The organism is Okeania sp. SIO3I5 (assembly GCF_010672085.1).
GTDB lineage: Bacteria > Cyanobacteriota > Cyanobacteriia > Cyanobacteriales > Microcoleaceae > Trichodesmium.
This window is the reverse complement of sequence record NZ_JAAHHT010000184.1, coordinates 1-15460: the sequence shown is the minus strand read 5'-3', so window position 1 is coordinate 15460 and position 15460 is coordinate 1. Positions and strand designations below refer to the sequence as shown.

Sequence of the window (15460 nt, the reverse complement as noted above, 5' to 3'; positions counted from 1 at the left end):
TTGTAATTTCCTGGAGTAATAACAGGCGATCGCTCACCGATAAATTCAGAGCTTTTTTTCTTAATTATTGTAGTTATGACATAATTTTTATTCCAACAAAAATTGCTTTTATCTAAATATTATAGTAGGCCGATAGTTAAAAGAAAAAAAAGTTTGCTTGAACGGTTATCATACTGATATTATGTCAGGATAATTAGTTATATTAGCCCTAACTATAGAAGTTGCTCAAGCAAAACTACAAGCTTTAATTATCACTATTCAACCGAACATGATATGAACTGTAGTCTAGCAAGTTGATATAATAGCAAAAGTTCAATTCAATTAAGATTAATTGTAAATCTTAAAATTTTCTATGCAACGACCAATTGGTATCGAGCTATTTGCAGGTGCAGGAGGTATGACTCTTGGGTTTGAACAAGCAGGATTTGATGTACCTATTTCCGTAGAATTAGACCCCATTCACTGTGCTACTCATAAGTTTAATTTTCCCTTTTGGTCTATATTATGTCGTAATGTTGCCGAACTGACAGGAGATGAAATTAGACAGTTACTAAATATTCAAAATAAAGAAATTGATGTAATTTTTGGCGGTCCTCCATGCCAAGGATTTTCTATGATTGGAAAACGTGCTTTAGACGATCCACGCAATGAACTTATCTCTCATTTTTCACGGTTAGTTTTGGAATTAAAACCCAAATATTTTGTCATAGAAAATGTCAAAGGTTTAGCTGTCGGAAAACACAATTTTTTTCTGGAAGAAGTCATTGATAAATTCTGTCAAAACGGTTATCAAGTACAACAACCTTACCAAGTTTTAAATGCTGTTAATTATGGTGTACCACAACATCGGGAAAGATTATTTATACTAGGATGTAAAAATGGTTTAAAACTACCAAACTATCCTCAAATTCAAACAGATAAAAAATTAGGAAACTATATAACTGTCTGGGATGCGATAGGAGATTTACCAGAAGTAGAAAATTATCCAGAATTATTAGAAGTAGATTGGGTAAAAGCAGAAAATGATTATGGTAAACCAAGTGAATATGCTAAAAAACTACGTAGTTTTAAACGTTTGAATAATGATTATTCTTATAAACGTGAATACGATCAGACAATATTAACCTCTAGTTTACGCACAAAACATACAGAAAAATCAATAGCAAGATTTAGTGCTACAGAACAAGGAAAAACTGAACAAGTAAGTCGCTTTTATAAACTCAATCCTGACGGTATTTCTAACACACTTAGAGCTGGAACCCCAAGTAGTAGAGGAGCCTATACTTCTCCGAGACCAATACATCCAGATACACCCAGATGTATCACAGTTAGAGAAGCAGCAAGACTACATTCATATCCTGATTGGTTTAGATTTCATGTGACAAAATGGCATGGTTTTAGACAAGTTGGTAATTCAGTTCCACCACTATTAGCAAAAGCGGTTGCTGAAGAAATTATTCAGGCTTTAAATATTCTGCCAGCTAAACCTAAAAGGAAAAAATATAAGTTAGAAAATTTAGAAAATTTAACGCTTAATATGTCTATAGCTGCCGATCTATATGGTGTCGATCGCCATACTATTGCGCCAAGAATGAAAAAATAAAAATAAAATAATTAATTGATAGAGAATCATAAAGATTTAGTAGTTATGAAGATAGAAGATTTTTTTTATGTCCAATCAAACGGATTTGATAAATTATCAATTATCCATTATTAATTATTAATTATCCATTACCCATACACAATCAAAGATTAATCAAAATCTATTTGTGTAATCTCCTCATTTACAAAGGAATTTTGAGGATAACTTTTATTCTTTAAAAATATTTCTTTCTTAGATAACTCATCTTTTTTACCCGCAAATTCAGAAGCTAATTCTTGAGTCCAAATTTTGATTTTCGGTCCCGAACTACCCAATCTAATAATCATCTCATTTGTCAGTGATACTTGAATAATTGGTTTACCATTTACATAAGTACCATTAGCACCAAAATTGATAATAATCCAACCAGACGTATTTTCCCAAATTTCTGCATGATAGTGAGAAACTATAGCATTGTAAATTATGACATCATTATCACTTGCTCTACCTATACGAATTAATGATTTTGCTCTCAAACTCCAATGTTGAACTGGAACTAATTGAGTTGGATGTAATAAGGCTAAATTAATCACTTATAATAATTATTCAATATATTTACCGAAAAATTTTGGTTTAAAGCCTCCCCTTGGATAGGGGATAATAAATAAAAATTTTCATAATTAGTCAATCCTATCAGTTTCAAGGAGAGGTAATTATTAATTATTAATTATTAATTATTAATTGTTTAAAGTAGTGTTCAAGTTAATAAAGTACAAAGTTTTAAAACTTTAAAGAATCAGAAACAAAGTTTATAGCAGGCAAAAGACAAAAGGCAACAGAAGGAAAAACATTTCCTATTCTAAGATTTACCATTGGTTTATATCCTAACTACTCTGGCTATTACTATAATATTAAACTATACCTAACTATCCACATAAAGTTATAAGTTCATAAGCCGGCATTAATTTCACATCCTATTGACTTCCAGTTAAGTGTTCCCTCTCTCAACTAGGAAATTCTTCATTAATGGATAATGGATAATGGATAATGGATAATTACCTCTCCCTAAAAGGGATGAAGATTGGCGCTCAAGGAAAAGATTTATTTCTCTTGGTTGATTGGATCTGGCGCCGGTCACCTATCCATCCCATCCTTCGGAATGCTTCCTCTTGCAGAGGAGCTTCCTCTTGCAGAGGAGCTTCCTCTTGCAGAGGAGCTTCCTCTTGCAGAGGAGCTTCGCTAACGCTAACGCTAACGCTAACAACCGCTCTCTTGGTCGATTGGATATGCCGTTTAGCTAACGCAAAACTTTCATATAGGGAATGCTCCGCAAACGTTAACGCGGAGCGACATGGAATAGGAGCATTCCCTATAAGAAAACGCGTAGCGTCCCGGAGGGAAAGGAGACCCGAAGAATGCAGAGCCGCTTCCTCTTACAGAGGAGTTGCGCTAACGCTAACAGCATCCCACCCTTCGGGAAGCTCCGCTTTTCATGTCGCTCCGCGTTAACGTAGTTATGCGTAGCAAAACGACCGCTTTTTTCCCCTTTACCCTAGGAGGCTTTAAACCTGAATTATTTAATTATTTAATTGTTTAATTATTAATTATTTATTTCGGTAAAAGCACGGCTACTTACTAATTGTTCCTGTATTGGTAAATCACTGCTGCTTTTTTATCAATCTTTTTTTGAGGAGTTAAATTTATTTGTCCCTTGAGACTTGACTCCATCAATTTTTTCTTTAGCTTCTGTGATTACTTCTTGAATTTTAGTAGAAAATTTATCTGTACTTGGCTGAGTTTTTCTAGTTTTTTTTTCTGTAGACTTACTTTGAAAATCTTCTACTTTTTGTTTAGCTTGTTCTGTCACAACCTGTGCTTTTTCTTGAGCTTGTTTTTGCACAACCTTAGCTTTTTCTTGAAATCCTATAGCTAATTTCTTGGCTTGATTTCGTGCTATATCAATATGTTCTCTAGTTCTGACTAAATCTGTTTGTAAAAAGTTCTGAAATTGATTTAATTTTTGAACTACCCCTTCAGAATAATACTGAGGATTTTCTAGAAAATTATTGACTACTATTACTCGTTTATTACCAACACTAGAAACTGCTTCCGGTTTCAGTAAATAAACACTATCTAAAACACCTTGCCAGCCATTAGATTTAAACAAATAATAAACTATTTCACCTGTTTGAATATTGACAATATATTCTACAATAAAACCTACTTTTTCTCCTGTATCAGTCCAAACTTCATTACCAATTATGTTGATAATATTATTGTTCTTTTCTAAATTATCTTGCTGTGGTTTTCCATTAACTAGAGTAGCATCAGCGCCAATAGTCTCAATTTGTTTCCAAGCAAAATATTTTTTTTCTCTACCAAATAAACCAGATTTACAGATAAAACCTATAACTTGATGAGATTGAAGATCGAGGCACAATTCTTCTATACAACCTTGATCTTCAACTTTTTCACGGTCAAGCACTAACCTTTTCAAGAGTTGACTATGTTTGATTGCCTCTGGTATTTTGTTCACAATTTTATTCCTCACACAGAGTTTTGATAAATATATTGAAGTTAGGAAGAAGAAATCAAAAAAGAAGAAAAAAAAGTAAATAATGATAGAGATAAATATTTTCTCCAATTAGAGAAGCTTCTTCCGATATGCAGAAATTTATAGCTTTCCTGTTTGTAATATTCTTATATTAAACTGGCATAAGAAGGAATTTTCAATAATAAAAGCTCTAGTCAGAAGTCAGGAGCTAGTTTCAATATCAAATAGTTGGACTTTTGCTAGTAGCTAGGAGTTAGGAGTCAGTAGGAATAGAATCTCAGCATTTTTTTGCTTGAACTTCTCTTGTTGGTAAAAGATACATTAAAATATAGAAATGGACTGATATATCTAAAATGGTGCGTTACAATTATAGCAGATAGTTAAATGCTTCTCGTAGTCAGTGATTATAGTAATAAATACGCACCTTAAACCCTTTCACTATTTTAGTTGTGTGACTCTAGTAGGAGGGAGCTGGAAGCGGTGTAGATTTACTATTGCCTTCAATATTTGTCACATCCTTTTTTCACAGTTGGTCTTATATTCTGCCTTTTCATATCTTCAGTTATAAATAAAATATTCTTCTAGGGACTTTCGATGAAACTTCTCTACTTTCCTTCCTGTTTCCTATATAGTTATTAACTCATCCCTAAGCTTCCTTTGGTACTAAGTGATAGGTTATAGGTGTAGAAGATTTGCTCAAAGATAATGGTTATTCAATCTACACCTCACCTATTATCTTTTTAATTCACTTGGGGTTTAATACCAAGTGTGAAAAAAGAATGTTACAAATAATAAGGGCGATAAAAAAACTTGCTGATTGAGATGTTTTTTTGACGAATTCAATAAGTTATGAACTAAGAATCGCGTCTAAGCTATTCCCATTTGACTCCTAACTCATTAGTCATTAGTCATTACTCATTAGTCATTAGTCATTACTCATTACTCATTACTCATTACTCATTAGTCATTAGTCATTACTCATTACTCATTACTCATTACTCATTACTCATTAGTCATTAGTCATTACTCATTACTCATTACTCATTACTCATTAGTCATTACTCATTACTCATTAGTCATTAAAAACAAGATATTTGTAGCAAACATTTATCAAATTGGTATAATCCCCATACTTTTGAACCTATTATCTAATATCAAATCCGTTAGCAATGGAAATATTATGAGAAACCGGGTTTGTAAAAGCTAGATGTTAGTATGGTGGGGCATTTAAAACAAACCCGGTTTCTACGCTTTTTTATACGGATACTACCGGATTTGATGTAAAACCTTCTGTAGTTATTATTTATAACTACTCAAGCAAACATAGTATTAGTTGATTTTTATATTACCTAATTTAGATCTCAAATAAGAGATAAGAAAAGTTGTAAAAAATCAAAATTATATTATGTTCGGTAGAACAGTTATAATTAGGCTATTTGTTTAGCTCTAGCAATAATACTAAGTAATATATTGGCTAAAACCAAACTACAAATAAAAACTTTATTGTAAGTAATTATTTGAACATGATATTAATCTCATCACAAAAAATGAAACTATTCATTGATCAACCTATTCAGCTTTTGTATCCTCAACTAATTCTTGTTGTTTAGATTCCAGATTGAACTTCGGTTTTAATGGCCTAGTTTCAAGTTTTTTTAAACTATTTTGTAGGTAATAATTTTGCCTTTCTTTAAAATTAACTCCTTGAGATTCCTCCTGGAGATATATAGCAATTTTAGGTCCACTCAAAGCCAAATTGATTATTAACCCATTGACTGCCTTAACTTTTGTGATTGGTTTACCATCAATGTATGTACCATTGCTACCTAAATTAAGAATTTCCCAATTTCCATGACTACTTTTTAATTCAACATGGTAACGAGAAACCACAGAACTATAAAGAACTACATCATTATCTGAGCAACGCCCAATTTTAATGACAGGTTGATGATCGAAAGTCCAACTTCTGATTGGCATAGACTGAAGTGGATGTAGTAGTATTAGTCTCATCACATTTGCTATTTAAGATTTTAGTAGAGCATCTGAAGATAATTGTAGATGATTTAGTTTGGTAGTGGTACAAAAGTAATAATCGGTAATAGGAAAAATCTTTAATGAAATTCTTTAATGTTTGCTAGCAAAAATTGAGAGGGACTTATGGAAATGGGGAGATGGGGAAATTAATAAATATAATTATTTTTCGTATTTCATATTAACTGGGAACAGGGAATAGAAAACATCCAACTCACCTAATACCAGTTTCAAAAAATATTGCTACATTAACTTTTTTTGTAGTGAGGGAAAACGAGGATTTTTCCAGACGGTAAAATTAGACATATCTACTTAAATAGGGAAGATAAAACAAGGAAAAGTGAGGATTAATTGATAATTTATGGATAAGAATTGATTTAATTTTTTATTTTTGGAGAACTCTATTAAATCAAAAAGAAAGATTGTCTCTATTCCCTAATCTCTTTTTTACTGTAACGATATTTTTTGAATTTTGTATAGCGTTTCTCAAGCTCTCGGAGGTACAGTTGTTTTTATTCTTTATCTATATCCTACGGAACGAGAATTACTACTCCCTACTCCCTATTCCCTGTTCCCAGTTAAGTGTTCCCTAAAACCAAAGAATTTTGTACCTCACGCTTTTTGGGAATTGCTATATAACTTCCTCCTGTTCTTTTTTCGGTTTAGTTTGTCTCCTACAAAAGAGCTATGCTAACTTATTCCTCAAAAGAGCTATGCTAACTTATTCCTCCTACGTGTCATTTCGCTACACAACAATTAAAGCATTTACCAAACATGACCTAGTAAAGCTTTGCGTTAGCTAAATGTTTCTCATATAGAATCCGGTTATATAGCATAAGTTGATAATTCTATAATTTTCAGTATTCAATCTCCCGTACGGACGTTTAGCTAAAGCACAACTTTCACATAGGGAATGCTCCGCAAACGTTAACGCGGAGCGACATGGAATAGGAGCATTCCGGAACGGAAAACGCATTAATGCTCAAGCAACGTCCGTATAGTAGGGACGTTGCATGCAACGTCCCTACTATACAATAACTATTCAACCGGATTTGATATCATGTAGTGCAGCGAAACGCTAACAAAAGTTTGGTTCTTCTCAAAAAACCTATCAAAATAATTTAATTGGGTCTGGCAACCCCACCTTGATTGACGAAATGTTTTTGGAGGGTTGCCCGTGTATCCCAATTACAGAAACAACTTCTGACTTAGTTAAAGGAAAACCTTAAGCTCAAGATTGTAATCAAAACACAATCTCAAACAAAACTCAAGAAACTTGAAATAGGAAAGAAACTAAGTCTCCTTTCCCCAAAGATATTCGATCGCCTGGTCTTAACTTATGTCGATTTCCTTTTGTTAAAGGATTATTATTGATATAAGTACCATTGGAACTACCAGTATCTTCAATATAATAACTATCTCCTTCTACTCTAATATCAGCATGACTACGAGAAACCACTTCAGAGTCAGGAAATCCCGAAACATCAATATCTGGTGGTACCCTGTCATTAGGTTTACCAATATGAATCACAGATAAATTAACTGGCAATTCAATATCTGTATCTGTTCTGATATGAAGCAACTTAGCAGATTGTTCCTGCAACTGAGTTTTGGCCGGAATTGCTTTTCCTCCAGTGGGAGATGGAGAACTTACTACTGGGGTAGCAACAGGTGTGCTAACAGCAATAGTTGGTGGGAGTTCCTCTTCCTCAATAGGATCTGGAGTATTAGGGTTGCTAGATTTTTCTAAATTGACTGTACCAGACACCAAAGGTTCTGGTGTCACTAATGGTTCTGGTTGGTCTAGGTCAGGTATATCTACTGAAGGTATATCTATATCTGCACCAGATATAGGTGATACTATGGTTGGCATCACTGCTGGATCTGTTTCGGATGAAACTTCACCTTCCTCTTTACCAGCACTAGCTTTTAGATCAAAGCCACATTGACCACAAAAGGCAGCGTCAGCTTGAACTACTGCCCCACAGTTAGGACAATTTGTAGTTACTGGTAAGGGATACGAGCAATTTTCACATATTTTTGCTCCATCAGGGTTCTCTTGATGACACTGAGGACAGACAATCATTTATCTTCTCCTTGCTATCGGTGATTTCAGTTAAAAGTATCAAAAGAGGGAGTAGGGAGTAGGGAGTAGGGGAAGGAATTAATGATTTCTGCGGGATAATTGATCTGATTTTTTATTATTGGGTATGTCTAATAATTTGTTAATTAACCTCCTAAAGATAATTAATAAATTTGACTTCCCACCCGGGCCACACTTCCCACCCGGACCACACTTCCGACTGGGGTCAAATATTAACTCCAGTTAATAACCATTGTAGTTCTCCTTGGGGTTGGATCAGGCGACTGGGATAATTCATATCATCCGCTTTTTCTGCAAATACTTGGTCTAATGCAGTTTGTTTATCTGCACCAGCAACTAGAAATATGACGCAACGTGCTTGATTAATTAATGGAACTGTAAAAGTTAATCGCGGTTGGCCATCTTTATTTCCTACGGTAATTAGGCGATCGCTTACTTTCAATGCATCTGTATGGGGAAATAAGGAAGCTGTATGACCATCACCTCCCATTCCCAGTAAAATCAAATCAAAGCTGGGAAACTCTCCTGTAGGGACTTGAAAAAATTCTTGCAAATGAGCATCATGTTTTGAGGCATCAGTTTCAGGGTTTCCTGCCCCTGTTTCCATAGGATGAATATTTGTTGGTGGTATGGGGACTCGATCTAACCAAGCTTGCCTGGCCATTCTTTCGTTACTATCTGGGTGATCGGGAGCTACATAACGTTCATCGCCCCAAAAGACATGAATTTTATCCCAAGCTAGATTTTGAGCTGCTATGGACTCATAGAGTGGTTTTGGAGTATTTCCACCAGCCAAAGCTATTGTACATTGGCCACGCTCGGCGATCGCTTCTTGAATTTTCACCAAGCAAATGTCCAAAGCTTGTTTAATTAACTGTTCTTTATCTTCTAGCAACTTAATCTGTTTGTTCATTTGATTTGTGTTATTTTGTAAAGTTTACACCCCAAAAAAATAGTGTTTTTTCTAAATTTGGGGATCAAAGCCATGCTATAGGGTTTTTGATTGAGATTCGACGCACCACCACCAAATTTTTTAGTAGGACTCAGGAGGTAGGGAGAGGTAATACAGGAAAAAGTTTGAAAAATACTCCCTATTTTACCATATCTCCATCTTCTCATCTTTATTTTAAATAGAACCTAAATGTGTTTTACATAGTTTTCTTCTATTGTCAACTATCCCTTCCGATGCACCAAGTCAGGGTTAAACACAAAAGTAAAAAAGCTACAACTCTAAGGTCATTCTACTGAGACTAATGCTACAATCAAATTAATTTCAATAACCAAAGTTAAAGCTAAGATGTGCTGCGACTACCTAGAACTTAAAAGCTAGCATTAAGAGATAAATAAAAAGAGGCTATCCTTTTAGTGTTTGCTAAATAAGGGTATTCACGAGCAGATAATTCAGCACTCATAAGTTAGTTTAGTAATTATTTTAGTAAATAGTCAGAAACAATTAAAGTTAACTCTAAAGATTTGGCAATATAGGCCGAGAGAATAACAGGAGGAATATTGAACCAATTAATATTTCTTAAGACTGGCACCATAATTTATATCTAGGTACTTAGTGAGAAGTTGACAAAAAAAAGTTTTTGAGCAATAAATAATATTTTTCTGCCACTGTCTTACTCTGAACATTTCTTAAGATTTAATTATAGTCCTATTACTAAGAAAAAAGTTATTCTACCTTCAGAATATGTACCTAAATTTGCCAAATATATGAAGTTTAAAAATCTAGAGGTAAGTTATATCAAAGAAGTCATCAAACTTTTTGCAGTTACTTGCTCCTCGGCGTCAAAAGTAACTTTGAGTTATTGTAATTTAAATCGAGTAGTAAGTCGAGAAAAATCAAATTTTTTGGCTATAACAAGAGACGGCAGTAATATACTGATTTAGTTTAGTTAGAAAAATCATAAATAAAGGAATCAAATTTATGTCTTCTCCTCAAAAATCACCTAATTATAAACGCTACTTCTTCGCCAGATTTAGTCATTTGAAAAAGCCTTTAGTTTGGGGACCAATTGGCGTATTTTCTCTAGTGCTATTATTTGCTTGGGAATTATCAGTGCATCCAGAATGGTTAACTCTTGAAGATGATGATGATTCAATATCAAACGGTAATACAATCACCGAAACTTTATCTCCTGAGGAAATTTCTATTATGAGCGATATTGGAAATTCTTCAGTTTTAATGGAAGAGTTAAAAAATGCTCAAAAACTACAAATTAATCCTCTAGCAAGTTCTCAGAAAAATTTATTGGATAGCTCTCAAAGAGAAACCAAAAATACATCTGTTAGGAATAAAAATATCATAAAGTCTGAAGAAGATTTAGTTAACCCTCTGCCCAAAATTAATATTTATGAGGGAGCGCAAACTAATAATTTACCTTCTACAAATCAACTGCCAAAGACTAAATTATCTACTAATCCTCTGTTACGCAGTATGAATTTATTAGACTCAACAAACGAGGAGGAAAAAAAAGAAAAACCTGTTAATGCTCTACAGAATGCTATGGATGAGTACCTTGGTTCCAAAAGTCAATCTCAATCTCCTTCAAATTATCAATCTCAAACAAATAATATTAACCTCTACCCAACTGAAATTAAGCCAAGAGATATTAAACCTTCTCCCATTCTAAATATACCAACATCCAATATTCCTAAATCTCAGGAAAGAAGGAATTATAATCCACCTTTAGCACCCATAAATGTTACTCCTCCAAAGCCTTACTATACTGATTTATCACGACCAACAAATCAGATAAATAACCAAACTAATTTACAGGGGTCTAATTATTTTCCTCAAAGGCAACCTGCTACTCCAAATCTGCCTCCATTAATTCCAGTAGTACCTAATAGTTTTGCTAATAATCGAAATGGGGTAAATGGAGTTAACAATTGGGGAGTTCCTAACTATTACAACAATCAAGGATATCCGCAAAATCAACAGCAATATTACTATGGAGTGAATCCTAATCAGGTAAATCAAAACTTACCACAAACTCCTTCAAACAATCCTTTTTCCAGACGTAATAATAGTTTTTATAATCGCGGATATAACCAGCGTTGGAATAATCCTTTTTAGGAATTAGAAATGATTCAATTTCTTGAGTGGGGGATTCATTAATGGATAATGGATAATGGATAATGGAGAATGGATAATTACCTCTCCCTAAAAGGGAGAGGATTGACCAAGAAGGAAAAAATTTATTTTTTTCCCCTTGAAATGGGAGGTTTTAAACCTGAATTATCTAATTATTTAATTATTTAATTATTTAATTATTTAATTATTTCGGTAAGGGAATAAGCTTAGTGGACTGACGCACCTAAAATAATGCAATAGTAGGGGCGGGTTCTACGTTGTCTCTGTCTGGTGCTTCAGAAAATGTAGTGACTATTGCTCTTGACGCAACAGAAGAAAAATTTGACGATTCATCGCCTCTGTCGGGGGTGCTTCAGGAAATGTATTGACTATTGCTCTTGACGCAACAGAAGAAAAATTTGACAATTGATCGCCTCTGCTTGGGTGCTTCAGGAAATGTATTGACTATTGCTCTTGACGCAACAGAAGAAAAATTTGACGATTCATCGCCTCTGTCTGGGTGCTTCAGAAAATGTATTGACTATTGCTCTATCCGCAACAGAAGAAAAATTTGACGATTCATCGCCTCTGTCTGGGTGCTTCAGGAAATGTAGCGACTATTGCTCTTGACGCAACAAAAGAAAAATTTGACGATTCATCGCCTCTAGCGGGTGCTTCAGAAAATGTAGTGACTATTGCTCCATCCGCAACAAAAGAGAAATTTGACGATTCATCGCCTCTGTCTGGGTGCTTCAGAAAATGTAGTGACTATTGCTCTTGACGCAACAGAAGAAAAATTTGACGATTCATCGCCTCTGTCTGGGTGCTTCAGAAAATGTAGCGACTATTGCTCTTGACGCAACAGAAGAAAAATTTGACGATTCATCGCCTCTGTCTGGGTGCTTCAGAAAATGTAGCGACTATTGCTCCATCCGCAACAAAAGAAAAATTTGACGATTCATCGCCTCTAGCGGGTGCTTCAGAAAATGTAGCGACTATTGCTCCATCCGCAACAAAAGAGAAATTTGACGATTCATCGCCTCTGTCTGGGTGCTTCAGAAAATGTAGCGACTATTGCTCCATCCGCAACAAAAGAAAAATTTGACGATTCATCGCCTCTGTCTGGGTGCTTCAGAAAATGTAGCGACTATTGCTCCATCCGCAACAAAAGAAAAATTTGACGATTCATCGCCTCTAGCGGGTGCTTCAGAAAATGTAGCGACTATTGCTCCATCCGCAACAAAAGAGAAATTTGACGATTCATCGCCTCTGCTTGGGTGCTTCAGAAAATGTAGTGACTATTGCTCTTGACGGAACAGAAGAAAAATTTGACGATTCATCGCCTCTGCCTGGGTGCTTCAGAAAATGTATTGACTCTTGCTCTATCCGCAACAAAAGAGAAATTTGACGATTCATCGCCTCTGCCGGGATGCTTCAGAAAATGTATTGACTCTTGCTCTATCCGCAACAGAAGAGAAATTTGACGATTCATCGCCTCTGTCTGGGTGCTTCAGAAAATGTAGCGACTATTGCTCTTGACGGAACAGAAGAAAAATTTGACGATTCATCGCCTCTGCCGGAGTGCTTCAGAAAATGTAGTGACTATTGCTCTTGACGCAATCGCATATTTTGAGAATTTTCAGGATTATCCTGAGTCAATTTTCTCAACTCATTTTGAATACATGATGTTGATAATAATGCTATTCGCTTACTACTTAATACACCACAAATTTCCATAGTAGTTGATAAAGCAGGGATAAGATTTTGCTCCAGTTGATAAACAATTGAATCTGTTAAATTGTACTGACGAATTAACTCTTTATCTGCTACATATCTAGGGTCATAAGCTGTTAGATCGAGCAACCAAAAATCAACCCCATAATTCTGAAGAAAATTATTAACTTCTTCTGGGTTAGGAGTATATTGAGCCTGAATTAAATCAATAGCTTTTTGACTAAATTGACGATAATATCCTACATGATAAGGTAAGCTATATTCCTGTGCGACTAAAGTAGAACGTTGAGCAAAACTAGGAATATTATTTGATTCCTTAGATATAGAAGCTATTAATGTATCTTTAGGTTGTGCTAATAAATATTCATATAATTCTTTTTCCTTGCCTTTAACATAGGATTGATTATCTATGGTTAGGTCTTGAGAAAAAGGAATAAAACTGAATAATACTAATAACAAAGCTGTACATCCGATAGATATTTTCTGTGGGAAAGTCAAACCATTTTCTAGCTGAGAAATAATTTGTTTTAAGTAACTATCCAACCAGATTATTAAAGCAACACCAGCAGCGATCGCCATAATTACTCGCAGACTATGGTAAATATATCTGTTGGGAAAATGAAGCTGAAATAAAAATATATGAGCTAGAAAAAATAATCCCACTGATGCTATGAGAATTTGAACTAATATTTCTACTTTTTCAGAAACTTGTTTTGCTAGAGAAAATTTTTCTTTTCTGAGCAAAAAAGGTAATAGTAATGAAGCTATAGCTAGTGGTGAAAATAATCCTAAAAATAAGATACCGCTCCTCGGTCCTGTGAGCCAAAAAACTAAAGGATTATGATGAAAAAAGAATGCTCTCCCATATTTACCATCAGCATAATTGAAAATAGGCTGTACTCTTGCTGCGGTAGTAGTAATAATTGGTCCGAATTCAGTAGCAGTTAATTTGTATGGTAAAAGTATTATTGCAGCAGTTATTATTCCTCCTAACCAAAGCCAATAATTTAATTGAATTGAGGTAAATTTTAACCGCTTTTGATGATAGTCAAATAGTCGAATAGTTAGGATAGTTAGTGATAGTAAAACTGTGTGGGGATAAAAAATTGCTTGGAGAGCGATCGCTACCAAAACAGGAAATAAGGAACCTCGGAGTAAGTAATATAAGAAGGCTAAAAAAAGTGGATAGAAAAATGCTCTGGGAGTAGCAGAAACTAAGTCATCTTCCATCCATAAACTTTGGTTTAAAATGAATGAACTAAAAAATCCGACAGCGGGAATTGGCAGAATTTGTAAACTTACTCCAAAACAGTAAATTGTAGAAATTAATCCGAGAAATATTGGTAATAATTTACCTAAAAAAATTGGGTCTATGCCTAAAGATGTTATTAACCAATAAAAAATTTTATAACCCCAAGGTGCTACTGACTGAAAATAGTCAGCAATTAAGTCTTCAGGAAATAATTCTGCATCTAAAAAACGACCCATCCAAAATATATGTTGTCGTGCATCATCTTGGATTATATATTTAGTTTCAAAGGCTGCTTTTAGAGATTCAATACCATAAATTAATACAACTGCTATGCTTAAACAAAACCAAAATATCCTGCTTCTATTTATCATAAATTTATGTAATTTTACTAAAAATGTACGGAAATTTTGTTTGGAAAATAAAAGATATGACATATTTTATTAGAGACTAGCGATACTATCAGAAATAAATAGTCTTCAGATCTACTCATCCTCAATGATTTGTGAAAAAAACTGTAGGGGTTTGCTCTCTTTTATCCAAGCTATAGAGGAATTTGGAAACCAAACCCCTACGAGTAAATATTACAACCTATAGCAGGGAAAAAGGAACAGTTGGAAAAACATTTCCTGGTCTAAGATTCATCATTAGTGTATGTCCTAACTAATTCTTTCTTAGCTATAAATAATACTTTTCAGATCTACTCATCCTCAATGATTTGTGAAAAAAACTGTAGGGGTTTTATCTCCTTTCCCCAAGCTAGAGAGGAATTTGGAAACCAAACCCCTACGAGTAAATATTACAACCTATAGCAGGGAAAAAAGAACAGTTGGAAAAACATTTCCTAGTCTAAGATTCATCATTAGTGTATGTCCTAACTAATTCTTTCTTAGCTATAAATAATACTTTTCAGATCTACTCATCCTCAATGATTTGTGAAAAAAAACTGTAGGGGTTTTATCTCCTTTCCCCAAGCCAGAGAAGGATTTGGAAACCAAACCCCTACGAGCAAATATTACAACATAAGCGCGGATTGCTATAAGAATCTTTAAGTGTTATTTCTATCAACAAAATCACATGAACAAAATTACTTCTAAACAATAAAAACGTCGGCAAATGTTATTTGA

The 15460-nt window shown here is 34.2% G+C and carries 13 protein-coding genes; 7 read left to right on the top strand and 6 right to left on the bottom strand.

Annotated elements, in window-relative coordinates; all coding sequences use genetic code 11:
- The first annotated feature begins 352 nt into the window (after window positions 1-352).
- Window positions 353-1603: a DNA cytosine methyltransferase gene (locus F6K40_RS29370; protein ID WP_293140949.1), complete on the top strand. Its 1251-nt coding sequence runs from the start codon at window positions 353-355 to the stop codon at window positions 1601-1603.
- A 149-nt stretch (window positions 1604-1752) separates the two neighbouring features.
- On the opposite strand, the gene F6K40_RS29365 is transcribed toward F6K40_RS29370, so the two are convergent.
- From F6K40_RS29365 to pgl, 5 genes are all read right to left on the bottom strand, one after another.
- Complete coding sequence (locus F6K40_RS29365; RefSeq protein WP_293140947.1) at window positions 1753-2175, bottom strand: FHA domain-containing protein; 423 nt, start codon at window positions 2173-2175, stop codon at window positions 1753-1755.
- A 1082-nt stretch (window positions 2176-3257) separates the two neighbouring features.
- Entirely contained in the window at window positions 3258-4118 is an 861-nt protein-coding gene (locus F6K40_RS29360) for a PRC-barrel domain-containing protein (RefSeq protein ID WP_293140945.1), read from the bottom strand.
- A 1587-nt stretch (window positions 4119-5705) separates the two neighbouring features.
- Entirely contained in the window at window positions 5706-6146 is a 441-nt protein-coding gene (locus tag F6K40_RS29355; RefSeq protein WP_293140964.1) for an FHA domain-containing protein, read from the bottom strand.
- A 1288-nt stretch (window positions 6147-7434) separates the two neighbouring features.
- A complete protein-coding gene (locus F6K40_RS29350; RefSeq protein ID WP_293140943.1) occupies window positions 7435-8253 on the bottom strand; it encodes a double zinc ribbon and FHA domain-containing protein in 819 nt (272 codons plus the stop codon).
- Between the two features lie 223 nt (window positions 8254-8476).
- The gene (gene pgl, locus F6K40_RS29345) at window positions 8477-9184 is read right to left on the bottom strand and encodes a 6-phosphogluconolactonase (RefSeq protein WP_293140941.1); all 708 of its coding nucleotides are present in this window, start codon (window positions 9182-9184) and stop codon (window positions 8477-8479) included.
- Window positions 9185-10201: 1017 nt separating this feature from the next.
- Here pgl and F6K40_RS29340 point away from each other — a divergent pair.
- The 6 genes from F6K40_RS29340 to F6K40_RS29315 all read left to right on the top strand — a co-directional run bounded on the left by F6K40_RS29340 (window position 10202) and on the right by F6K40_RS29315 (window position 12965).
- A complete protein-coding gene (locus F6K40_RS29340; protein ID WP_293140939.1) occupies window positions 10202-11353 on the top strand; it encodes a hypothetical protein in 1152 nt (383 codons plus the stop codon).
- Window positions 11354-11769: 416 nt separating this feature from the next.
- Window positions 11770-11925: a hypothetical protein gene (locus F6K40_RS29335; protein WP_293140937.1), complete on the top strand. Its 156-nt coding sequence runs from the start codon at window positions 11770-11772 to the stop codon at window positions 11923-11925.
- Complete coding sequence (locus F6K40_RS29330; RefSeq protein WP_293140935.1) at window positions 11922-12131, top strand: hypothetical protein; 210 nt, start codon at window positions 11922-11924, stop codon at window positions 12129-12131. Before F6K40_RS29335 ends, F6K40_RS29330 begins: the two co-directional genes overlap by 4 nt.
- A 93-nt stretch (window positions 12132-12224) precedes the next feature.
- Entirely contained in the window at window positions 12225-12455 is a 231-nt protein-coding gene (locus tag F6K40_RS29325; protein ID WP_293140933.1) for a hypothetical protein, read from the top strand.
- Window positions 12452-12661 carry a hypothetical protein gene (locus F6K40_RS29320; RefSeq protein WP_293140931.1) on the top strand — a complete coding sequence of 70 codons (210 nt, stop codon included), beginning with the start codon at window positions 12452-12454 and terminating at the stop codon, window positions 12659-12661. The genes F6K40_RS29325 and F6K40_RS29320 overlap by 4 nt, the downstream gene beginning before the upstream one ends.
- Window positions 12662-12830: 169 nt before the next feature.
- Complete coding sequence (locus F6K40_RS29315; protein ID WP_293140929.1) at window positions 12831-12965, top strand: hypothetical protein; 135 nt, start codon at window positions 12831-12833, stop codon at window positions 12963-12965.
- On the opposite strand, the gene F6K40_RS29310 is transcribed toward F6K40_RS29315, so the two are convergent.
- A complete protein-coding gene (locus F6K40_RS29310) occupies window positions 12953-14707 on the bottom strand; it encodes a hypothetical protein (RefSeq protein WP_293140927.1) in 1755 nt (584 codons plus the stop codon). The two genes, F6K40_RS29315 and F6K40_RS29310, sit on opposite strands and share 13 nt — an antisense overlap.
- Window positions 14708-15460: the final 753 nt, after the last annotated feature.

Coding starts and splice junctions, on each gene's coding strand:
- F6K40_RS29350 (WP_293140943.1), bottom strand. CDS start 8,253: ATGATTGTCTGTCCTCAGTGTCATCAAGAGAACCCTGATGGAGCAAAA.
- F6K40_RS29355 (WP_293140964.1), bottom strand. CDS start 6,146: ATGAGACTAATACTACTACATCCACTTCAGTCTATGCCAATCAGAAGT.
- F6K40_RS29340 (WP_293140939.1), top strand. CDS start 10,202: ATGTCTTCTCCTCAAAAATCACCTAATTATAAACGCTACTTCTTCGCC.
- F6K40_RS29370 (WP_293140949.1), top strand. CDS start 353: ATGCAACGACCAATTGGTATCGAGCTATTTGCAGGTGCAGGAGGTATG.
- F6K40_RS29310 (WP_293140927.1), bottom strand. CDS start 14,707: ATGATAAATAGAAGCAGGATATTTTGGTTTTGTTTAAGCATAGCAGTT.
- pgl (WP_293140941.1), bottom strand. CDS start 9,184: ATGAACAAACAGATTAAGTTGCTAGAAGATAAAGAACAGTTAATTAAA.